The sequence below is a fragment of the Thioclava sp. GXIMD4216 genome (assembly GCF_037949285.1).
Classification (GTDB): domain Bacteria; phylum Pseudomonadota; class Alphaproteobacteria; order Rhodobacterales; family Rhodobacteraceae; genus Thioclava; species Thioclava litoralis.
In genome coordinates this window covers 1,195,718-1,216,743 of sequence record NZ_CP149926.1, presented here as the reverse complement: position 1 = coordinate 1,216,743, position 21,026 = coordinate 1,195,718, and the positions used below count along the sequence as shown (strand labels likewise).

The 21,026-nt window shown below is 55.2% G+C and carries 19 protein-coding genes and 1 pseudogene; 7 read left to right on the top strand and 13 right to left on the bottom strand.

Going from position 1 to position 21,026, the window contains the following annotated elements; translation table 11 throughout:
• Window positions 1-66: 66 nt before the first annotated feature.
• The 3 genes from WDB88_RS06035 to WDB88_RS06025 all read right to left on the bottom strand — a co-directional run bounded on the left by WDB88_RS06035 (window position 67) and on the right by WDB88_RS06025 (window position 2,452).
• Complete coding sequence (locus WDB88_RS06035) at window positions 67-1,452, bottom strand: nucleobase:cation symporter-2 family protein (RefSeq protein ID WP_339109290.1); 1,386 nt, start codon at window positions 1,450-1,452, stop codon at window positions 67-69.
• 167 nt (window positions 1,453-1,619) lie between these two features.
• A complete protein-coding gene (locus WDB88_RS06030) occupies window positions 1,620-2,024 on the bottom strand; it encodes a DUF6691 family protein (protein ID WP_339109289.1) in 405 nt (134 codons plus the stop codon).
• A complete protein-coding gene (locus WDB88_RS06025) occupies window positions 2,024-2,452 on the bottom strand; it encodes a YeeE/YedE thiosulfate transporter family protein (RefSeq protein WP_339109288.1) in 429 nt (142 codons plus the stop codon). The genes WDB88_RS06030 and WDB88_RS06025 overlap by 1 nt, the downstream gene beginning before the upstream one ends.
• 289 nt (window positions 2,453-2,741) lie before the next feature.
• Between WDB88_RS06025 and WDB88_RS06020 the strand changes: the two are divergent.
• The 3 genes and pseudogenes from WDB88_RS06020 to WDB88_RS06010 form a co-directional block, all read left to right on the top strand.
• Window positions 2,742-2,981 (top strand): annotated as a pseudogene (locus WDB88_RS06020) (DDE-type integrase/transposase/recombinase); the annotation flags it as partial.
• A gap of 51 nt (window positions 2,982-3,032) precedes the next feature.
• On the top strand, window positions 3,033-3,341 hold the full coding sequence (locus WDB88_RS06015) for a DUF1153 domain-containing protein (RefSeq protein WP_339107151.1): 309 nt from the start codon (window positions 3,033-3,035) through the stop codon (window positions 3,339-3,341).
• Between the two features lie 42 nt (window positions 3,342-3,383).
• Window positions 3,384-4,205, top strand: a complete 822-nt coding sequence (locus WDB88_RS06010; RefSeq protein ID WP_339108529.1) for an IS3 family transposase — start codon at window positions 3,384-3,386, stop codon at window positions 4,203-4,205.
• A gap of 272 nt (window positions 4,206-4,477) precedes the next feature.
• Here WDB88_RS06010 and WDB88_RS06005 read toward each other — a convergent pair whose 3' ends face one another.
• The 4 genes from WDB88_RS06005 to WDB88_RS05990 form a co-directional block, all read right to left on the bottom strand.
• A complete protein-coding gene (locus WDB88_RS06005; RefSeq protein ID WP_339109287.1) occupies window positions 4,478-5,683 on the bottom strand; it encodes a hypothetical protein in 1,206 nt (401 codons plus the stop codon).
• Between the two features lie 544 nt (window positions 5,684-6,227).
• Window positions 6,228-6,872 (bottom strand): sulfotransferase family 2 domain-containing protein, encoded by a 645-nt coding sequence (locus WDB88_RS06000; protein WP_339109286.1) that lies wholly within the window; start codon window positions 6,870-6,872, stop codon window positions 6,228-6,230.
• Between the two features lie 140 nt (window positions 6,873-7,012).
• On the bottom strand, window positions 7,013-10,933 hold the full coding sequence (locus WDB88_RS05995) for a glycosyltransferase family 2 protein (protein WP_339109285.1): 3,921 nt from the start codon (window positions 10,931-10,933) through the stop codon (window positions 7,013-7,015).
• Between the two features lie 320 nt (window positions 10,934-11,253).
• Entirely contained in the window at window positions 11,254-12,309 is a 1,056-nt protein-coding gene (locus WDB88_RS05990; RefSeq protein ID WP_339109284.1) for a hypothetical protein, read from the bottom strand.
• Between the two features lie 223 nt (window positions 12,310-12,532).
• Here WDB88_RS05990 and WDB88_RS05985 point away from each other — a divergent pair, with 223 nt between their 5' ends.
• The 3 genes from WDB88_RS05985 to WDB88_RS05975 are packed head-to-tail and all read left to right on the top strand — an operon-like array spanning window position 12,533 to window position 15,626.
• On the top strand, window positions 12,533-14,254 hold the full coding sequence (locus WDB88_RS05985; RefSeq protein ID WP_339109283.1) for a hypothetical protein: 1,722 nt from the start codon (window positions 12,533-12,535) through the stop codon (window positions 14,252-14,254).
• On the top strand, window positions 14,251-14,916 hold the full coding sequence (locus WDB88_RS05980) for an HAD hydrolase-like protein (protein WP_339109282.1): 666 nt from the start codon (window positions 14,251-14,253) through the stop codon (window positions 14,914-14,916). The genes WDB88_RS05985 and WDB88_RS05980 overlap by 4 nt, the downstream gene beginning before the upstream one ends.
• Before the next feature lie 14 nt (window positions 14,917-14,930).
• A complete protein-coding gene (locus WDB88_RS05975; protein ID WP_339109281.1) occupies window positions 14,931-15,626 on the top strand; it encodes a hypothetical protein in 696 nt (231 codons plus the stop codon).
• Window positions 15,627-15,861: 235 nt separating this feature from the next.
• On the opposite strand, the gene WDB88_RS05970 is transcribed toward WDB88_RS05975, so the two are convergent.
• The 3 genes from WDB88_RS05970 to WDB88_RS05960 form a co-directional block, all read right to left on the bottom strand.
• Window positions 15,862-17,658 (bottom strand): SGNH/GDSL hydrolase family protein, encoded by a 1,797-nt coding sequence (locus WDB88_RS05970; protein ID WP_339109280.1) that lies wholly within the window; start codon window positions 17,656-17,658, stop codon window positions 15,862-15,864.
• A 64-nt stretch (window positions 17,659-17,722) separates the two neighbouring features.
• The gene (locus WDB88_RS05965) at window positions 17,723-18,058 is read right to left on the bottom strand and encodes a hypothetical protein (protein ID WP_339109279.1); all 336 of its coding nucleotides are present in this window, start codon (window positions 18,056-18,058) and stop codon (window positions 17,723-17,725) included.
• A 12-nt stretch (window positions 18,059-18,070) separates the two neighbouring features.
• Window positions 18,071-18,724: a glycoside hydrolase family 19 protein gene (locus WDB88_RS05960; protein ID WP_339109278.1), complete on the bottom strand. Its 654-nt coding sequence runs from the start codon at window positions 18,722-18,724 to the stop codon at window positions 18,071-18,073.
• Between the two features lie 118 nt (window positions 18,725-18,842).
• On the opposite strand from WDB88_RS05960, the gene WDB88_RS05955 reads away from it, so the two are divergent.
• The gene (locus WDB88_RS05955; RefSeq protein ID WP_339109277.1) at window positions 18,843-19,514 is read left to right on the top strand and encodes a hypothetical protein; all 672 of its coding nucleotides are present in this window, start codon (window positions 18,843-18,845) and stop codon (window positions 19,512-19,514) included.
• A 253-nt stretch (window positions 19,515-19,767) separates the two neighbouring features.
• Here WDB88_RS05955 and WDB88_RS05950 read toward each other — a convergent pair whose 3' ends face one another.
• The 3 genes from WDB88_RS05950 to WDB88_RS05940 form a co-directional block, all read right to left on the bottom strand.
• On the bottom strand, window positions 19,768-20,214 hold the full coding sequence (locus WDB88_RS05950; RefSeq protein WP_339109276.1) for a hypothetical protein: 447 nt from the start codon (window positions 20,212-20,214) through the stop codon (window positions 19,768-19,770).
• Window positions 20,214-20,600, bottom strand: coding sequence for a hypothetical protein (locus WDB88_RS05945; protein WP_339109275.1), 387 nt, complete (start codon window positions 20,598-20,600; stop codon window positions 20,214-20,216). The genes WDB88_RS05950 and WDB88_RS05945 overlap by 1 nt, the downstream gene beginning before the upstream one ends.
• Window positions 20,601-20,676: 76 nt before the next feature.
• A complete protein-coding gene (locus WDB88_RS05940; protein ID WP_339109274.1) occupies window positions 20,677-21,018 on the bottom strand; it encodes a hypothetical protein in 342 nt (113 codons plus the stop codon).
• Window positions 21,019-21,026: the final 8 nt, after the last annotated feature.

Sequence of the window (21,026 nt, the reverse complement as noted above, 5' to 3'; positions counted from 1 at the left end):
GATCCGACATATCGCGCAAAACCCGCCCCTCGGGCGGGTTTTTCCGTTTAACAGAACGACCGCATCCTATTCGGCGGGGCTATGCAGTTCTGCATGGTCGCCCTCCCCCGCTGGCTGGTCCACCCTGTGCTCGGGCAGGATCAGGGACAGCAGGATGGCGCTCAGCCCCGACAGGGTGATCGGCGTGGCCACAACCTGTTTCAACAAGACCGGAAGATGCTGCGTCGCCTCCGGCACCAATGTCACCCCGAGCCCCAACCCAAAGCTGACGGCCATGATATAGACCTGACGCTGATCCATCGGCTGGCTCGCCAGAATACGGATACCCGCCACCGCAATCGTGCCAAACAGCACAAGCGTCGCCCCGCCAAGAACCGGCTTCGGGATCAGCGTGAACACCGCCCCCAGAATGGGAAAGAACCCGAGGATCACCAGAATAGCGGCGGCATAAAGCCCGACATACCGCGAGGCCACGCCCGTCATCTGGATCACCCCGTTATTCTGGCTGAAGGTCGTATTGGGGAACGTATTGAAAATCGCCGCCAAACCGGAATTCACCCCATCGCCCAGCACCCCGCCCTTGATGCGTTTCAGATACAGCGGCCCCGCGACAGGTTGCCCCGAAATCACCGAACTTGCCGTCAGATCGCCCGAGGTTTCGATCGCCGTCACCAGATAGAGAAAGGCCACCGGAACGAACAAACCGAAATCGAAATCCAGCCCGTAGCGGAACGGAATCGGCAGGGCAAAAACCGGTGCTTTCGCCAAAGGCGCCAAGCTGACCATTCCCAGCCCCGCTGCAACAAGCGTCCCCACGACGAGCCCGATCATGATCGCGCCAATCCGCAACATCGGCTTGCCAGTGAAGGTGCAGATCAAGACCACCGCCGTCACAATTGCACCCAACAGAAGGTTGACCGGTTGCCCCAGATCCTCGCCCGCCATCGCCCCGCCCGCAAAGTCGGTAAAACCAACCTTCACGAGGCTCAGCCCGATAATGGTGATGACGATGCCGGTGACCGTGGGGTTAATAATCCGCTTCAGCCGGTCCATGAATTGCGACAGCACGATTTCGACCAGACAGCCGACAAGGCACAGGCCGAAAATCATCGCCAGAATATCCTCGGGCGTGCCACCACGGGCCTTCACACTCATCCCTGCAGCAAGGATCGCCCCGAGAAAGGCAAAAGACGTGCCCTGCAGGCTCAGAAGCCCCGATCCAACCGGCCCGATCCGTCGGCATTGGATAAAGGTCGCGACCCCCGAGACGAAAATCGCCATCGAGATCAGGTAGGGCACCTGCTCCCCCAACCCCAGAACGCCACCAATCACCAAAGTCGGCGAGACGATCCCGACAATCGCCGCAAGGATGTGCTGGAAGGCGGCCAGAGCTGCGCGCGCCGGCGGAGGACGGTCCTCGAGCTTGTAGATCAGGGAGACATGGTCGGCCATCTTGCGCTCCTTTCGAGGGATAGTTTCCCCGATTGGGCGCCGCAGACCGGTCAAAGGGAAGTAAAGCCGCCACAACCCTTACGCGCATCGCGAAAAGACCCTAAAACTTGCAAATAAAATAGGCGGACCGCTCGGGCCCGCCCAAAAACAGATCGCCTCGGAAAGGCTCAGGCAAGGCGGCGTTCGATCGCCATGCCGACAAACATCGCGACCACAAAGACCAGCCCGCCCCAGCCGCCATAGCTGAGCGAGGCCATCGCGGGTCCCGGACAGAAGCCGCCCAGCCCCCAGCCCACACCAAACAACAGTGCCCCCAGCACAAGCTTGCCATCCAGTCTGGTCGAGGGTTTGCCCGGATAGGCCTCGCCCATCGGCGAGGTCTTGCGTTTCGCGGCAACCCGCCATGCCACGACCATCGGCAGAACAGCCCCCCCCAGCACAAATATCAATGTCGGATCCCATGCGCCAAACACATCCAGAAAGCCGCGCACTTTCTGGGTGTCGGTCATGCCCGAGACCATAAGCCCCAATCCGAAGATCACCCCCGACAGCAACGAGACAAAAACACGCATCAGATCACTCCCAGAAGATGACGCGCCACAGCCACGGCAATCATGCCGAAGCCAACATAGACGCAGGTTGCAACAATCGAACGCAGCGAAAACCGCGACATACCGCAGACGCCATGTCCCGAGGTACAACCATTTCCAAGCCTCGCCCCGAACCCGACCAGAAGTCCGGCCACAATCAACACAAGAAAGTTGCCGCTCGCATGTGTCTCCGGCGCGCCCCAGACAAGCCCCACAAGCGCAGGCGCTCCAACAAGACCCAAAGCGAAGGCAACCCGTTCTTTGAAGACCTGCCCGCCCGGCTGCATCAATCCGGCAAGGATACCGCTCGCCCCCATAATCCGCGCATTGACCAAGAGCATGACTACGGCGGCACCGCCAATCATCAAGCCCCCCAATAGCCCCCAGATCCAGTCCAATGGCACGCTCATCCCGGCCTCCATATCGCCAAGCAAAACTTCAAGACGATATGTAGCACAACACATTCCGCTTTCAATATACGAATGTACTTAAAAACACCGCTGAGCTTTCTGAGCTATGCCCCATCCCTTGGACAGGATCTGGCGTAAATTGCGCTATTCGTTGTACTTGCTGATCGGGTTGGTTGATATCATTTCTCTGCCAACAGGCCAGCGCCGGAGGCTGGCCGCCCAGGGCTGAATGCGGGCGCTGATGGTTATAGAAGGTCATCCAATTCCGGATAGCCGCCTTTATCTCCGACCCAACGCACGCTGGTCGCTAGATTTCGTCCACGACCAGTTCGCGGGCGGCCAGCGCTTCCGGGTGCTCAACGTGGTCGACGATGTCACCCGTGAATGTCTCGCGGCAATCCTGGATACCTCGATCTCGAGGCGCCGTGTCGCGCGTGAACTCACGGCCCTGATCGAGCGTCGTGGAAAGCCCGGCATGGTTGTCAGCGACAACGGAACCAAACTGACCAGTAACGCCATTCTGCGATGGTGTGTATTGACCCACTGAAATCCTGCTCATGCTACAAAGGAGAACGTGGCAATGAGTATGACAATGGACGACAGCATCAAACGTTGGACGGCCAAGCGGAAGACGGCGCTGGTCATCGAGATCATTCAAGGCAAAACGACGGTGGCCGAAGCCAGCCGATCGTTCGACCTGACGCCTTCCGAGATCGAAGGCTGGGTCGAGGATGCAAAGCGGGGCATGGAGAACTCCCTGCGCGCGAACCCGCTCGACATTCGCGAGCAATACGAGAAGCAGCTGAAGGATCTGCAGGAAGCCTATGGTGAGGCGATGCTGGAACTGCGCGCTCGAAAAAAGCTGCAGGCCCTCATGGTGAGGCAGTAGGCCGCCACTGGTCCGAGGCCACTGCCGAACGGAGGACGGCAATTGATCCGGACGCTCCATGAGGGCCTGCTAGCCGATGGTGTAGCGGTCTCGATCGCCAGGCTCTGCGCCTGGTTCGGCGTGCCACGGCGGACGGTCTATTATACACCGACCAAAGCCGCGCCGAAGATCGATCCTCCCTTCGCCGATCCTATCAAGGCGCTGATCGAACAAGAGCCGTCTTTTGGCTATCGCACGGTCGCGTGGCTGCTTGGCTTCAACAAGAACACGGTGCAGCGGATCTTTCAGCTCAAGGGCTGGCAGGTCCGCAAGCGCGCTGTGGGCATGCGGCCGCGCATCGAGGCGGTGCCCTCCGTCGCCACCGCGCCAAACGAGAGGTGGTCGACGGATCTGGCGCGGGTCTGGACCGGGAAGGACGGTTGGGCGTCTCTGGCGTTGGTCATCGACTGCCACACGCGCGAACTGTTGGGCTGGCACCTGTCTCGCTCAGGAAAGGCTACCACGGCCAGTGCCGCGCTCGAGCACGCCCTGATCAGCCGGTTCGGCACGCTCGGTCGGGTCGATCGGGGATTTCTGCTAAGGTCAGACAACGGGCTCGTTTTTACCAGCCGCCACTTCACAGCTCTGGTTCGTAGCTATGGCCTGCGCCAGGAGGTCATCACGCCGCACTGCCCGCAGCAGAACGGAATGGTCGAGCGCGTGATCCGCACACTCAAGGAGCAGTGCATTCACCGGCACCGCTTCGAGAGCATCCAGCACGCGACCCGCGTCATCGGCGACTGGATCAGCTTTCATAACAACCGCCGCCCTCATCAGGCCCTTGCAATGCGCACGCCTGTCGAGGCATTCAGATCAGCGGCTTAACCTGAGCAGATTCAGCTGGGTCAATACAAGTCGGGCCACGGCTGAAGACAAATCATATAGAAATGACTCTAGATCCACAATTTTGATATAAGTGAAAGAAATCAAACCCCTTTGAAAGCCAGCAGCAGTAAGCTTGATCGGCTGCTGGCAATCCAAGTTTAGGTGCGGCTTTCAAATCGTATTGGGACGATTTGTTTAGCGCGACGATACCCAGCAGCGCACGGGAGCAGAAGAGGGATGGAAACTTTAAGGTGCGGTAGAAAAGATATCGCTTAGTCGACTGAGAGCGTTTTTGACCATTCCGCAACCTTCTTTTTCAGGAGGGGGCCGTTAGGGCGGCCAGCTAATGCCAATTGCATAAGGAAGAGCGCATCCTGTTTGGAAGGTGCCGCACCTTGATGCATTCGCAATGCCATATCACGAAGCCCATCAACTGCAGCAGTCAATGGCTTGAAATCACTGCCTTGAATTGCGTACCCCAACATTTCGTCAATCAGTTTCTCACAATCCACGGCAGACCCATCTGCTGGTTTTTCATCAATATCCACTGAAAGAAATTGATTTCCGGAGCCAAAATATTTCTCAAAAAACTCCTCATTGCTTGATCTGAAGCTCTGCTCGACTTCCGCACGCCTATGCGACCCTAGTTTACCCTGCTTCAGGCTATCCAATGCAAGGATTTCCGCTTTTTTCCGTGTATTGTCCTTATTAATTTTTACCGGAGTATCCGTCCAAAAGGGATACATCTCGTTGATCCGTCTAAAAGCGACAGCTTGTAAATATGACAAGGACTCATTGGCAGAACTAACACTAAAATCCATTGACGCTATCAGAGAATTATCCGCGACAAGGCTGATAAAATCTTTCCGGAGATCGCCGTCCAAAAATCTCGCGCGGTCATAGATCCGGAACTCACACGCATCGCGCCCGAACACCTCACTCCAATTATCGGCGACCTGCAAATAATTCGCGTAGTAAAGCTCCGGCGTCGCTCGAACATTGAGGTACTCATCCAATGTTAGGGTATCTTCCCCTTTCAATGCTGTGCTGTACAATGACACGAGTGTATCGAACTGGTTTCTGAAATAACAAACTACTTTTATCTCAGAAAAGTGCAGGCTCAAAAAATCTTTGAGCTCTTGGATCTCTTCGCGCAGGGTAGTTCGAGAGTGGAAATGTTCGCTCGTAATGATGAAGAGATCCGAATTAAGTTTCGCGTTTTTTATTTCGTCAGCAAATGCATCAAGAAACCCCTCGAAGAAAACAGCTTTCTGCTCATATGTGGAATAACCGTGTTGCTTCGCAAAATCATCGAATTGAGTACTGAAACAAGCAGGCAGCTTCCTGTTGTTACTCTTTCCTAACATCTCAGACAGGTAGATACGCTCTTTGCGCAGAACTTCTTGGTTGGAATACAGCCAATCTTGCAAAAGCGTGGTTCCAGTTTTTTCCGTGCCGATATGCAAGATACATTTCATTCGTGCCGCCCCAGCTCTATTCTTTCTGAGTAGCTTCCACTTTATTATGGCTAAGCTTTTCTCCCCTCGAGGTTTAACTACCCGCTCTTCAGAAGCAAGTTTCAAAAGCAAAAAATGGCAATACTAGCTCAGAGCATCGCCATTTTTTTCATTATTTCATCAGGTCGGGTGAAAGTCTTTCAAAGAAAGCACCCAGATATTCGCTTATTTATCGAGTAGATACCTACTGCCACTTGAAGTGCTCAGCTATCAAACAGGACGCCTCGAGCTTCAGCAGGCATCGTTAGGTACTTCTAATACTCGACAGCACCACCATAATGCTGCTTCTTTTTGACTTAGTTTTCTACCTTCTCGGCAAAGAGCCAATGATACTTGAAATGCGCCAAGAAGAGTGGTTCTGGCGACAGTCGCAGCCATGGACTGTAGCGCATGAGTGGGACCTTTACCGCGATGAAGAGCGTCTGCGATGAATGTGGTGCCAAGTGATGGCGTAAAGCACCTTAGGTAAGCTGCTCAAATTCGTCAGACGGGCGTTAAACTATATTTAAAAATAGCGCCCAAAAGCCTTGTAGTCATCGGCATAGAAACCTTCAATTTTCGCTAGCTGTGCGGCTGACAACGCATCGCGACTGAGCTTCGGCCCCCCCTTTTGAGAGTGTGGCATTTCTATATTGGTTTCAGCGATTTCGTTCATGTCTCTAGCAAGATCTGGCAACTCATTCATCCTATACACTTTGTGAAAATAAGATGGATCATCGCCAAGAAAATTCACCAACGTTTTCGTATGATGATGAATTGAAACGTTCGCCTTACGATACTCGTCAAATAAATCGACAAAAGTGTCCAAATCTGGATTAGCTTGAAGTCCAAGCTCCTCAAGGGATTTACCTGCTTTGTCTTTAGAAAGCTCTTTATGAAAAATTACACGGTTTGAATATGCCGATAAAAACCGTGAAACTGGATCACGGACAACCGTCACTCGACGAAGACCGCTTATCTTTTCTTCGGGGTAATTTTTGCGTGCGATCGCTGGATAAAAATGGTGGATATGGCTCCAACGACCGTTCGCTTTAAAGGGACGGAATTCGAAACCATTCTCAATCTTGAAAAAAAATTCCTTTACTGATGTACAGGCCACTTTAGGCACGGATGCATAAAAGATACCAACTTTAGGGAGGATGATAGTCACAATTTATTCCTTAGTCCGACGCAGCAGCCTGATTGGCAGACTATATCCAGCCTCCCTACGCTGCAACTATATGTAAATTCTAACAGGTCGACTTACTTAGATGTCGCATTGTTCTTGTATGCGAGAAAACTAAGCCGCCCCTAACAGCGGTACGTGTCCGCAACCTGAACACTAACATCTTTATCAAACAGCACCCCTCGCGCTTCCGCAAGCATCGTCAGATATTTCTGATACTCTACGCCTCCCCCATAATGCTGCTTACGCTTAATTTCATTTTCAACCTTTTCCGCAAAGAGCGAATGGTATTTGAAGTGGGCGAGGAATAGTGGTTGCGGTGAGAGTTTAACATTCCCGACAAAGTGGATCCCTTCCGAAAGCCGGAGCAACGGGCTGTAGCGTATCAGGGGCACCTTCACACCGGTGAACAGGGTTGGAGACGAGTCTGGAGACAAACGGTGGCGCAACGCGCTGGCAACGGAGTTTCCGCTATTCGAGAAATAGCCCGAGCCAGGAGCGGCAACGACCGGCGTCTTGTCGTGATAAGGTGCCAGATCGAAGGGAGCGCCTTTCTTGAAATCGCAATCCGCCAGCAGCCCCTTCGGATACATATCGATCAGATGCGAGAGCGCCGCATCATAGCCTTGCTCGGAAAGCTCTTTCGTCAGCCCTCGCAAGCCGGTTTCGGCAACGTTCTCGAAGGTCAGGAACTCGTCTGCATCGACCACCAATGCCCATTTGCCTAAGCAATGATGCGAGAGCAAAGTTTGCTGCCAATCTACGCCGAAATGTGAACTCTTATATTCGGAATCTACCGAATAGAGCGCCACGTCATTTTGCTCGAGAAGATATTCACGCGTGCCATCGTCTGAAAGGTTATCGGCGATCAGGAACGCATCGACACCCAATCGGCGATAGTGCTCCAAGAAGTGAGGGAGCATCGTCATTTCATTCCGAAGAACGGATACGACAACATGCGTTCCTTGGGTTACTTTATCCAGCCCCGACTGCGACCCGATATATTCGAGGGCATGCGAGTTCCAGCCGAACTTCATCTTCTGTGTCACAGGCCAGATCCGAGCCGGGCCAAGCGTGGATCCCTTGCTGATATTATAGTGCTCGGCCAGCGTTTCGGCCTCATCGAGATGAACAACACTCACGGGCGATGCCTTCGAGCCGAGCATGTAGTTGGCATACATTGTCAGAGGCTTGGCCCCCGCATGCGTCCGGCGAAGAATATGGACGTAATAGCCCTCCTCGCTTGGCTTGATGCCCTTCTTGGCCAATAGATCCCCAACGAGCTTATCTTCCATATAGGAAACCGACTGCAACCAGCGACCGAAGGTGGTATTAGCCGAAGCAATGAGGCTTCTCATTGCATGGCGCGAGAGGCTATAGGCCGAACCGCCGTCACAATAGGTGCTCGGCTCGGGAGAGCGGTCGAGGCTCGTTTGAGCGAGCAACGTATGTGATTTCTGCTGGTGCCAGTCGCGTGCGATCCCCCCCACGCCCTTGGATAGGATCCGACCACGATAGTGATGCTTGCGATAGGCCAGCGTATCAAAGAAACGATCGACATTAAGTGCGCAATCGTCATCGACCTTGATGACGTATTGATAATCAGCGTTGCGATAGACCCACTCGATCATCTTGAGCGTCTTATCCGGAAGATCCTCGTAAGTATCGGAAACGTCCAGCCGCAGAAGATCCCCATCCACGCTATTATCGCCATCTCCGACCATTATCAGGTAAGGGATACCCTTGGCGTCGAGGTCTTTGAGCCAGCTATCCCGCAGCTTCGGGATCCGATCCTCAAGATATTTATTGCAGGAATAGATAATTAACAGGGTGTCGCCGAACAATGGCGATTTGCCGGTAACACCGCTGGCCTCTGTCTTTCCGGCCTTCTTCTTGGCAGCAGCACTCGCGATTGCGGGGTAATACTCCACGGTCTCACAGGTCGCTAAGATGCGGGAAAGCTCGGCTTCAGCCTCGGTCTTGATATGGAAATACGCCGCACTCGTCTTGGGTATGGCGTTGGCCGCCGAGAAAAGGACATCCGCACTCAACCAGCCGCAGACCTGGTTACCCAGCGTTTTCGCCACCTTGATCAACTGGGCGCAGTCCGCAGGGCTTACGTCTTCAACACCTTTCAGCTCGCCGATGCGCTTCGCGAGCCAAAGCATAACACTTGCACGCGGTGAATAATTAGCGCGAGAACTGCCGGAGATCTCCGACGCAAGATATTCAGCAAACCCATCCGCATCGGCAGGATCCACTTTATCTTTATAAGCTGGATGGAAGAAAAGCTTCGCATAGGCATCCAGCGAGAGGGCCCGCAGCTCTGCCTCTGCCGTCGACATAAGCGTCGCATCGTCTGGGAAGCGGATGATGATGTGCTGACAGATTTCATGGATGAGCTTGTCTGCGTCGGCATTTCCCTTCCCTCTGAAATGCTTGGCTGCATTCAGAAGTTTTACCACATCGGGCTCGGAGCAATCGCCCAACCGCAACGTTTCAATGACGTTGAAAGCGCAGTGGGCATTTTTCAGCTCCAGCGCAACGGCCCGGTGAAGGATCTCTTGTGAACTTTCATAGAAGCTCCAAAAGTCCCGCGAAAGTCCGAAGACTGAAAGCATCATCTTGGACGCATCGCGCGCAAGCCAATCCGGCAAGTAATTAAGTTGCTTCAACCAGACCGCAGCAGCCTCGGCCAAAGACCTGTCATATAGTCGTGTCCAATAGGAGCCGCTCATATTTTGAACAAAGTCTTTAAAGCCGTAAATGAACTCTCGCTGGGCTTCTCCGGATGCAACGCCCTCCGCAATAAGTCTCGAACTCTCCAAGACGCATTCTGTATTTAGCCAGCCTTGCAATTCGTCCAGACGCCGCATCTCATCGATAAGCTCGCCAACCCGCCCACGGATAGCAAGGAAGGGCAGCGTCAAAGAGACGTGCCAGGCATCCTGCTGCGCACGCCACTTCATGAGCGTTTCTTCATCAATACGATGAGAAATCTCTTCAAAACACCGCTTCTGACAGAAGTAGGGAGCCAAACTCTTAAGCAGCTCTTCGGCGAGAGCGCCATTTAACTTATAATCAACGATCACCTGATCGAGCACCGCAGCGCTCGGGCCACCTTGTTTCTCGAAACGAGCCCATGCGGCCCTTAAAGCCGCCGCGTGCTTTGCGCTATCTGATTGCTCCACGGTCCCGTGAAAGGCCTTAACAGTATCAGTTTTGAAGTATTCCGTGACATATTCGACAATATTATGCCGACCTGCGGCGTCGCGTGCCCAGCTGGCCACCTCTGGTGCGAGCTTATAGCGGCGCGATATTTCGCGAACGTGCTCAAGCGCCAGAAGGGTTTCCATCTGTGGCGTCTCGACACTCTGGCCCTGCTGCGCGAGCGCGCGGGTAAGCTCATCGCGAGAGATCAGGATCTGCGTCACAAACTCGCCATCTGCGATCAGCTTCAGGACCAAGCGCTCATTACGAGCAAGCTCTGCCCAGAGAGTAGCGGGCACCTCAATCCGTGCGCTCTCATCGATCCCCTCGACTTGAGCCACTAGAGGCGCAAGACGCGCGATATACTTTTCGGCCTTCGAAACCAATTCGATGCAGTCACTTTGTTGCAACATGCCGACGATTGACGCTTCAAGAGCGATGTAAAGACCCTCTTGCTTCGAAGAAGTTACAACATTCCCTGTTTCCGCCCCTGCCGCAACGGATTGGAGCCCCTCTATAGCCGCCGGAAGGATCGGCAGTTTACGCTTGCCAAAATAGACAGCAATGGTGCTGAGATCGCGCGGGGCATCGCCATTCAAAAGTTGTTCAGGGATATCGAGCACAAAGCCCGACATAAGCGGTGCATCCTCGATCGATGCCTGAACATCCGCCCGTTCCACTCTTTTAAAGCTCGGATGATAGCTGGTGCCCTCGAATGACAGCCTGAACTCCTGTGGCGTGTCCCGATCAAGCACCCAGCCGTGAAGTTGGGCTGATCGAACACTCTCTACATAGCCTAAGCGATTACGAAATAACTTTGCACCAATCTGCCGCATCTTCACTTTCCTAGTCAAAAAGACAAAATGTCCTGAACGAGAACACGCCACATGAGCGCAATAAGCGCAACCGTCTATGCGCGTTTTTAAGCGATTGGTACCTGCGTTAGGTGGAACTTCGGTTGCTTGTGCGATAAGGACGTCGATAAGCGAGAACACCAACTGGACTCAAGTCGCAACTGGATGAAACCTTAATGGCAAGTCCCGACTATCACAGTTCTATAACGGGAAAATGCTCGACTCTAATCATCAGTAGCGCACATCAATGCCGAAACAACAAGCGAAGCGCAAAACACAAATCAAGCCCACATTAAGCGCGCTCATTGATTAGGTCGCTGCATCAGCGAAACTAATTCAACATACCTCTTACGTCCAGCGATCATTGCATCTTTATCGTAAAATCGCGCACCCTTATTCCAAGCCATTTGGGGAGTTAGAGGATCGATATTCACTTTCCAAGCCGAACCTTTCGCCATTTCCAGGCCAATTTGACAATAAAAAAGCCTGTCAGAAATGCTAACGAGTTCACGATAATTCACCAAACCGCGCGGGTATTTATCAACGGCCAATCGGAAAATTTTATCCGCTGGAGAGAAGATCTTCACTGCAAGTTCGCAGTCGCCAGCGAATAGATAGATAGATCCGATTAATAGAGAAATACGAACGGCATTGTACGACCCAACAGGATAACTCTCGATCCCTTCAAGAAACCTTCCTAAGTTTTCCCCTATATAACGAATATCGCTTACGTTTTGTTGCCAGACAGCCAAATGAATCCACAGCATCAAAACCGATGCGCGAATTTCCACATCTTTCGTACTGGCCAATTCATGCGAACAACTTTGACAAAAATCTTCCGACCATTCGATTATCGACCCATTCCCACGCTCCAAGGCCTGATACCCGACGGAAACCAAACAACGACAATGCAGATCGAAATTTCCAGGCGTTGCTTTGATCGAATTTAATGCACAAAAAAACCTAGTTTCGAGATGTGGAATGCGGCCAACCCAGCGCAGATTAGCATTTACCTGCTTCAAGTTTACAGAGAGCAGACGGTCCAAAAAGCTAGTTTCTGGATTTTGACCTAAGCGCGCGAATTCACCGTCTTCATCGACCACAACAGCAATCTGTTTAACAACTCGCGATGTGTCAAACTCTTGAATCCAGTTAATGGTAACACCTGCAACGCTTGGCAAATCGACTGGATATGCCTGACAAGACCCCTCAAGATAAAAGACCACAACAAACAGTCTCTGAAAGGCGAGAGATTGGAAAGAGACATTCAAGTGCACTTTGTTAAGATGCACTTCACCGATCTCCACTACCCCAACATTAGACTCGGGCAAATCCCCATACTCTTGCTTGAACAACATTTCCCCCTGCAAATTAGGTCCCACCTTAAATTGAAAGCTCACTTCAGCATAGCCGATCAGACGATGATTATTTGGCTAATGGTGATAGCGAAAGTCCTTTTTTAGAAGGATGTAAGATAAGGTAATATTTCGCCAAAGCGCCAAAAAAAATTATGATGCGAACTAACGTAAGTCGTGAACCATTCATTAAGTTTCTAAACAACTTTTCAAAACCCACCTTCGGATGACAGCAAGAACGCTCAAAGTTGCTCTTGCAAAAAAAACAACTCAAGTCCACGTTCTCGATGGCACCCTTAAAGTCGTCCTTAAGGCAGACCAATACCTCAGGAATAAAGGAAAAGTTGCTTTGCGCCATTTTGAAATCGTAGACTGCACCCTTCGCGATGGCGGATACTACACTAATTGGGACTTCTCTAAACCTCTTCTAGAAGTATATTTCCAAGCGGTAAGGTCTTTGCCCATTAAGTATGTAGAAGTTGGGTATCGAAGCCCTGAAAAAGCTGGATACGTAGGACAATTTTTTCATCTCAACCTAACAACATTAAAGCAGTTAAAAGCACAGTTGCGCTCTGATCAGAGCCTGGCAATCATGTTCAACTTCAAAGATATGAATGGCAATCTGATCGATACACTAACATCTGACATAGTAGGAACCGTTGATCTAATCCGCTTCGCGTGTCCACCTGATAGCTTGAAAGAGTGCATTGAATATGGTCGCCAAATTAAAGCCAAGGGGCTTAAGGTGGCAATCAACGTTATGTATATGACGAAATATATTGACCAAGCTGACACTGTACTCCTACCTCTAGCTGACGCCGAGGACGTGGTTGATTATGTCGCGCTTGTCGACAGCTATGGTGGCGTTATGCCTGAGCAGGCAGAACGCACCATTGCGCAGGCTGTAAAGCTATTGCCTCAACCCATCGGATATCATGGCCACGACAATCTTTCGCTTGCTTTTGCCAATAGCCTCTCCGCTCTCAAAGCAGGTGCCACGATGTTGGATGCGACATTTACAGGCATGGGCCGCGGAGCTGGCAATCTCAAGACCGAACTGATCGCGGTCTATCGAGAGCAGCAAACTCCGACCGGTTGCCATTTCGGCCCACTTGCAAAAGCCCTCGAGCAGTTCGAAACCATGCAAAAAGAATACGGTTGGGGTACAAACCTAGCCTACATGGTATCCGGCGTGGCGTCTTTACCCCAAGCTAATGTCATGGACTGGCTCGGCACGCGGCGCTATCAGATGGACTCAATCGTGGAAGCTCTTCGGCTCAGCAGCGATACCGAATTCGATAATGATGAGTATCCTGCGCTCGAAACCACACCGATCGCAAATGAAATCAGAGGAAAAGGCGCGCTCATCATCGGCGGCGGGCTTAGTGCCCAGAATCATGCCTGTGCGCTGATCGAACTAGCACATCGCGAAGATATGGTACTTGTGCACTCATCCACTCGTAATGCAGCCTATTTCAAAAACTGCGACCTCGCGCAGATCTTCTGCCTCGCTGGACAAGAGTTTAGCCGCCTCTCGTCCGAGGAAGCAGAGCTTTTTAACCAGCAACATACTCTTGTCCTGACGACTCCCCCCCCGAGGTTCCGTAATTCGATTCCCGGCTCTAAGAATATCTGTCAGCTTAGCTACGCCGTAAAAGAATCGAACCTCCAGAAGCTTGGCCCGGTGACCGATGAACCGCCCCTCGGCATGGCAATCGGAGCAGCTGAGGCGATTTCATCGAAGAAAGTCTATCTTGCAGGGTTCGATGGTTATTCCGAAGCAACTGTCTCGCAACAGAACAATGCACAAGACGTTCAAGCTGCGATCAACTATGGTCTCGATGTCTCAACTCCTTGGGCTGGAAACATGGCATCCGTGACACCCACCCTTTATGAAATTCCTGCGCAATCGCTTTACGCGAAAATCCAAGGAAAATTTGAACATTGATCGATTTTTCCAAATTTAAGCTGTGGATTTTCGATTGTGACGGCGTGTTGCTCGACTCGAACAATATGAAGACAACCGCCTTTGCCGAAGTTGTATCCGAGTATCCGACGGAATGCGTCAAGCCATTCCTCGAATTCCAAAAGACGGCCTTCGGGCTTTCGCGGTTTAGAACATTCGATGCATTTTTTGATCGCTTCTTGGGACGCCCTCCTGCGGATAGTGAGAAGGAGAAGCTACTTTCAGAGTTCGCAGCCTACTGTCAGTCCCAATACCCTCACCAACCTGTCACAGCGGGAGCAACTGAACTTCTGCAGTCTCTGTCCGCACGGAAATGCATCGCTTATGTTGCTTCGGGATCAGAGCAAAGCGAACTCCGCCAAGCATTGAAGAAAATCGGTCTCGCTGAAAATTTCCGTGACATCCTTGGTTCACCTCGGAAGAAGAGCGATTTGGTCGCAGACATCCTTCGACAAGAGCAGGATGTGGATGCGTCTGAAATTCTATTCGTTGGCGACGCAAAGGTCGACTTTGAGGCAGCGTCATCGAATGGTGTAGCCTTCCTTCAGGTCTCCCATTACGCAGCGGATCCGGCTGGAATGGCTGTACTACGAGCGGAACACGCGTTCCCTCACGTTGCAACACTTGCGGATATCGCGCTTTAAGAAAGAACTTCGAGATGACGCCTTCACCAGTTCATGTATTCCTACCCTGCCGCGGAGGTAGCCAGAGAGTTCCTGGCAAAAATACGCGTCCGTTCGCAGATATCCCCGGAGGATTATTAGAACTCAAACTAACTCAGCTCGCTGAAGCCAAAGAAATTGCTTCGGTAACCGTAAATACGGATGATCCAGAAGTAATACGCATTGCAGAAGGGCAGCGCAAAATCTTCAATATTCCCCTGTACGTGTCTGAGCGGCCTGCAGAACTGGCTGCGGCAGGTACGCTGGACGATTTCGTAGCGTATGTTCCATCAGTCATGCCAGATGGCGTCATCATGTGGACCCATGTAACATCACCATTTTTCGGTGCAAAAGAAATTGACGACGCAGTCTTGTCGTACCGCAGAGAAGTAGAGAATGGTGAGTTCGATAGCGTGATGGGAGTGTCACGTATCCAGACATTCCTTTGGGATCATCGCGGGAACTGCATCAGCCATAACCGCGATGAAGCAAAGTGGCCCCAAACTCAGGATCTTGATCCCATATATGAAGTCAACAGCGCGGTATTCATGATTCCGAAGGATGACATGATCGCTCGCTGTGATCGTATTGGACAGTCCCCTTTCCTTCTTGAAGTTGGCAAATTCGAAGCATTCGATATCGACTGGCAAGACGATTTTCTTGTCGCCGAGAAGATCTATCAGATCAAATAATGCTTTTAGAGCGTGCGGCGGTCAGCGAGGAGTCAATCTCAATGCCTAGGTTTTCGCTACTGAACTCGTCTAGAACGTTCAGTAGCCGAAACTGACAACTGTCACCGAACCTAACCTTTTAGATAGGTTTCCAAGATATACCGAACCATGCATATAGGCAGCCGACATAACGATTAACTTGGTTCGTATATATCGAGTTTCAGGGGAGCCAACCGGCTCCCCTTTTCCTTTCTCCTCACGCGGCGTTGCGCACCCAGAGTACACCGTCATAGGCGTAGCCCGACAGGAGCGTCTGCACGAGCTCCAGCCGGCCAGTCCCGTCCGTCGTGAACTGCGCCGAGACGATCGAGGTCGGGTCCGCCGTGCCGCTATGCTCGACACTGGTGCCGTCCGATCCCGTCCAGAGCGCATTAGTCACGCTGGTCGATTTGCGCGAGGCCGTGAAGTCGATATCGAGCACCGTGTTCGGGGCCGCATACAGCTCGATCTTCACCGCCTGCGCGGTGTTCCACGAACAGGACCGGCGCGTGAACTCGATGTAATCCAGAGTGCCCTGCCACTCGGGATTGCCGTCCGCACGGCCCGTCGAGTTATAAAGCACCGCCGCGCCGGTATAGGTGCCCTTCGCCGTCAGGCCCCCATAGCTGCCGTCGTAATTCAGCACCTTGTCGGCAGGGCCATCGAAATAGGCCCCCGTTTCGGTGAAGCTCAGCCGGTGACAGCCATGCACGATCTGCGGCGAGATCAGCACGAAGGCGTTGATCGCGGGCGCGGTGATCTCTGGCGCAAAATCCGCCCAGCCGAAGCGGACCGCCTTCCGGCTGCCCCTGACCAGCGGCGCCAGACGCTCGGCAAACCAGCCGCGCAGCCGCTCCTGCCCGTCCGCGTCCGGATGCACGATGTCATCGGTCTCGAAGAAATGCGCCCGATGCGCATAGACCCAATCGTTGAAGCAGGTCACGGCGGTCATGTCATCGTAATAGCCGTCGGCAAACAGCGTGCTCTTGGCCGCCAGCAGTTTCGCCTTGAGCCAGCTGTTGTAATTGGCCGCGGTCGAGACCGCATCGGCCTTGGTGGTAACATAGGGCGTGCGCCAGCTGATATCGGACCAGAGCACCTGCCCCGGGCGCGTGGCGATGACCGCAAGCATGGCGTCGACCTCGGCCTCGAAAGTCGCCTGATCCTGAGCATTGGTCGCGTTATTGCCGCCCGCATGCAGGCAGAACAGCGTGTCATCGCCGGGATAGGCGTCCAGCGCCTCCTGCAACAGCGGCTGGATCTGCGCCACCGTATAGCCGCCCACCGCGCGGCAGCGCACCTCGACCCCCGGTGCGCCATTGGCCGCCAGCTTGGCCTCCATATCGGCCCAGGAGCCGCCCGAGGAATCCTCGGCAAGGCTGGCCCCGCCAAAGGTGCGGTTCATGATCGAGGCCCCGACAAAGACGAGCCGCTTGAAACGCTTGCGCCCCGCCGGACGCCCGCCCAACGCCCGCAGCGGGCGCGACACCGGCCCCGCCCCGAGCGCGTTCACCGCCCGCAGCTGCAGCAGGTGGCTGCCGGTGCCAAGCGCCAGCGTGTAGCTGCCGCCCGCCACATCGGGCAGCGCGGTCCAGCTGATCCCCTGATCGAGGCTGTATTCCAGCGCGGTCAGCGGGCTGCCGCCATCATAGGGCGCGACCAGATCGAGCGTCACCTCGCCCTCGCCCGCCCCCGGCGCAAGCCGTGCCTCGCGCACCGGCTGCGGCAACAGCACCCCCGCATGCGAGACGCTGGCCGCCCCGCCCATCAGCCCCCAGGCCCAAAGCGTATCGGCCCCCGCGATGCCGGGAAACAGCGTGGCGATCTCCACATCGCGCAGCGCCCCTGCCGGAAGCCGTTGCGCCCCCGCAAGGCTGCGCGGTGCCGCATCGCCCACGCCGGCCAGCAGGTAGATGTCGAAGCCGCCCGAGTTCTGCACCCGTGCCGCCTGCGCATCGGCCCGCATCAGCGCGACAAATTCACCCGCAGGCAGCGGGAAGGTATAGCTGACCATAACGGTCCTCCTGTTCTGAAACGGATAGAGCTGGCGCGCGATCCGCCCCCGCGCCAGCAGAAGATCACGCGGCCAGCGCCGCGATCTTGGCCTCGGCCAGATCCTGCAGCACCTGCGCCGAAGGCCCGAGCCTGCTGATCGCGTCGGGCACCGAGGTTCTGGCGTAATCGACGGCGGCCTGTGTCAGCGCCGTGGGGCCCGCCCCTGCCCCCAGCCGCGCCAGCGCGAGCTGCGCGCCGGTCATCAGCGCCGAATGCAGCGCCTCGCGGTGGCGGGCCTCGATCTCGATACCGAAGCGGCGTTTGACCTCGGCGGCGATCCAGCCGACCAGCGCGGTGACCGCCAGCGCCAGCAGTTGCAGGATGTGCGGCATCAGCGCCGCGATAATTGCGTCAAGCATTGGGAGATCCTTTCAGAGCTTGAGAAGATGGGAATGGAGCGCGCCGCGCGTGGCAGGGCCTGCGAGGCCGTCGACCGTCAGACCGGCCAGCCGCTGGAAGGCCCGCACGTCGTTCGGGCCCTGCCCCAGCAGCACCAGCCCCGCGCGGGTATAGAGGGCCAGCCGGTCGGCATAGCCGTTCAGCCCGCCATTGATGCGGCGGGTGATCATCTCGATATCGCCTTTATCGGCATAGGCATTGAGGCTGCGCCCCGCCCCCGCCTGCCAGAACCAGACCGCCGACAGCCCGAGCCACGGATCGCCCATGACCGCATCGGGCACCGCCTCGAAATCCGGCCCCTCGGCCCAGGCGGTGAAGCGGGCATAATTCGCCCGCCCCGTGATCTGGATCGGCCCGCGCCCGCGAAAGCGGTAGCCATCGCCCGCCTGCAGATTGCCCAGATCGCGCCGCCCCTCATAGCGGCGCTGCGCGCGCGTCGGGCCCCAGGCTTCGGCGGCATAGCGGAAGCGCGCGCTTTCATGCGCGATCTGCGCGACAAACTGCGCCAGCCGGTGCGGCGGGGCCATATCCCGCGCGCGGGGATCGGCCAGACCGGCCACCACCGACCGCATAAGCGGGGTTTCCCGACGGCCTGCGATGGCCGCCAGATGTGCTGTGCTCAGCATGTGGTTTCTCCATGAAAAAACCCCGCCGGAGGGGCGGGGTGTGGGGGTTAGGGTTCAGGCGTCAAAAAGGATTAATAAATATTACTTTTTGGATTGACCCGAATATCTGATATTCTAGATGGACTCACCGAATTTAGTTGCGTTTCAAATATCGACCTCCCGCATGCATACATATCAAACTGACAAAGTTCGGCGCCATATCGGTGAAGCTCTCGTGGCTTTCGGCTTGGCGGTGGTGGCATTCAACCTCTTGGGATGGAGCTTTGATCTTCAGCCCCTCGTCCGGTTTCCGGATGCGGCAATGGTGCCCAGCACGGCGGTCAGCATTGCCTTGCTGTTTATCGGCAGCGCGGCGGTTTTCGCCCTGCCTCCCAAAAACAACACCGCAAGAATTTGCAGTCTTACGGCTGCGGTCATCGCAATGGTCAATATCGGATTGCGGCTGACCGCAGATCTGGATCTGGATTACCTTATCCCCAACCGGACAGCGGGCGACCGGATGTCCGGAGGCACGATCCTGTGCATCATGGTCAGTGCCGCGACGATTTTGGCGCTCTCCTCCGAAAAGCTGCGGAATTTCGAATTCCACCTCTCCGGTGCGATTGCCGGCCTTCAACTGATCATCGCCGTTTTCTTTCTGTGTCGTTTCGTTCCGGGCACACCGCAGGCCCCTCTCATCTTCGAGGCCATGTCACTCTACACGGCAGTTTGTTTTCTGGTCCTGTTCATCATCCTCTTCGTGGCAGCCGTCTTCCTGCCGCTCCTACAGCCGGAAGACATCGAGGCGTGAGATCCCGCCAAACGGCGATCATGTGGCATCCACCTCCCGCAAAGTTACGGCGCGTCAGAATTCGCGCGACGCGGGTATTTTCCTTGAACGGATAGATGGTCGCGGCCTAGGCTGGACAGATCAACACGCATTGTTTTGATACCCTCAAAAAGGATACTTGGGCGCGGGTGGCAGCATAGTCCCGCGCCTCTTTCTTTTAGCCCCTCACAAACAGCTTCCGCCGCCTTCCGCCGATTTCCGGCGGCGGGGTGTGTCAGTTCCAGAATTTGGACCCTGTGGCCCAGAGGAAGGCTTTCTCGCCGATCCGCCCGTGGCAGGCGTGGCGCACATCGGCGTAGCTCTCGGCCAGCTGGGCCTCGGTCAGGCCGACCACCAGCGCCTCGAACTCCATACGCCCGACCGCGCGGATCTGCGGCTTGTCATCGAACCGCGCGGGCACCCGCACCGCCTGACCGTGGCGATCGCCCAGCCACCAGACAAGGCCGAGGAAATCGCAGCCCGAGCGGTAGCGCTCGGCCCAGCCCCTGATCCGCACGCCCTCTTCGGTCTGCGTGACCTGCGTGATATGCAACGGCCCCGAGACCGGCCAGAGCTGGCTTTCCACCCAGGGCGGCACCGTCACGAAGACCAGATAGCCCACAACCAGCCGGAACCAGATCTCGCGCTCCCGCAGAAGCTGCCGCCATAGCGCCTCGAACATCACTTCTTCCCCGTGAACTTATGGCTTTGCGCGTCGATCATGGCGATCACGACCTTGGCGACCGACATGCCGCCCACCCCCGCCAGAAACCCCGCCGTGGTGGCGTCTCCGGCATCGGGCCACATGCCGACGCCCGCCAGCCAGTTCGCGATGACCGGCCCCAGATAGCGGGCGAAAATCGCCCCCGTGATCACGGCGGTGACCCCGTCGAGAAGGATCCGCAGAAAACTGATCGGGCTCTTGCCCTTGATCTCCATGATCCAGCGCACCGCGCCGCCGACCCCGCCCGACACATAGATCTGACCCGCCGCGCCGGTCGCCCATGTGATGATCAATGACAGGTAGAGCCAGATATTTTCCCAGAGGCTGGGGTCTTTTTCGGGCATTGTTTCGTCTTTCCGGTTGGCCGCGCATATCGAGATGCGCAGGTGTTCCCATAAAAAAGCCCGCCTCGGGGGCGGGTCAGAACGTGTCTTCAGGGGCGGGATCTTCAGGCGGGGCCTCGGGCGGCTCGGGCAAGGGCACCGGCCCACTGTCCACCGTCACCGGCACGGGGAACCGCTGCGCCTCGGAAGCACTGTCCCCGATCGGCAGGAGAAGCGTGACGGTCCAGTCATCGCCATCACGGACAGCGCTCTGGATGTAGCCTGCATCGAGCGCAAGGCCCGTCTCGGGATCCACGGCCAGCGCGGCGAGATCCTGCGCCTGACCGTTGAGGGTCAGCGTGGAGCCGGAAACCGAGAGCGTATCAAGGGCGTCATCCGTACCGGGGCGGCGGACGATTGGTGAGAAGATGATGTTCATGAGGTGAC

Bases quoted from the DNA above. Each gene is read 5' to 3' on its own strand.
- WDB88_RS05995 (WP_339109285.1), bottom strand. From the start codon at position 10,933: ATGCGGCAGATTGGTGCAAAGTTATTTCGTAATCGCTTAGGCTATGTA.
- WDB88_RS05950 (WP_339109276.1), bottom strand. From the start codon at position 20,214: ATGTTCGAGGCGCTATGGCGGCAGCTTCTGCGGGAGCGCGAGATCTGG.
- WDB88_RS05960 (WP_339109278.1), bottom strand. From the start codon at position 18,724: ATGCTGAGCACAGCACATCTGGCGGCCATCGCAGGCCGTCGGGAAACC.
- WDB88_RS06015 (WP_339107151.1), top strand. From the start codon at position 3,033: ATGAGTATGACAATGGACGACAGCATCAAACGTTGGACGGCCAAGCGG.
- WDB88_RS05965 (WP_339109279.1), bottom strand. From the start codon at position 18,058: ATGCTTGACGCAATTATCGCGGCGCTGATGCCGCACATCCTGCAACTG.
- WDB88_RS05955 (WP_339109277.1), top strand. From the start codon at position 18,843: ATGGACTCACCGAATTTAGTTGCGTTTCAAATATCGACCTCCCGCATG.
- WDB88_RS06025 (WP_339109288.1), bottom strand. From the start codon at position 2,452: ATGAGCGTGCCATTGGACTGGATCTGGGGGCTATTGGGGGGCTTGATG.
- WDB88_RS06005 (WP_339109287.1), bottom strand. From the start codon at position 5,683: ATGAAATGTATCTTGCATATCGGCACGGAAAAAACTGGAACCACGCTT.
- WDB88_RS05940 (WP_339109274.1), bottom strand. From the start codon at position 21,018: ATGAACATCATCTTCTCACCAATCGTCCGCCGCCCCGGTACGGATGAC.
- WDB88_RS05985 (WP_339109283.1), top strand. From the start codon at position 12,533: ATGACAGCAAGAACGCTCAAAGTTGCTCTTGCAAAAAAAACAACTCAA.
- WDB88_RS05945 (WP_339109275.1), bottom strand. From the start codon at position 20,600: ATGCCCGAAAAAGACCCCAGCCTCTGGGAAAATATCTGGCTCTACCTG.
- WDB88_RS05990 (WP_339109284.1), bottom strand. From the start codon at position 12,309: ATGTTGTTCAAGCAAGAGTATGGGGATTTGCCCGAGTCTAATGTTGGG.
- WDB88_RS06030 (WP_339109289.1), bottom strand. From the start codon at position 2,024: ATGCGTGTTTTTGTCTCGTTGCTGTCGGGGGTGATCTTCGGATTGGGG.
- WDB88_RS05975 (WP_339109281.1), top strand. From the start codon at position 14,931: ATGACGCCTTCACCAGTTCATGTATTCCTACCCTGCCGCGGAGGTAGC.
- WDB88_RS05970 (WP_339109280.1), bottom strand. From the start codon at position 17,658: ATGGTCAGCTATACCTTCCCGCTGCCTGCGGGTGAATTTGTCGCGCTG.
- WDB88_RS06035 (WP_339109290.1), bottom strand. From the start codon at position 1,452: ATGGCCGACCATGTCTCCCTGATCTACAAGCTCGAGGACCGTCCTCCG.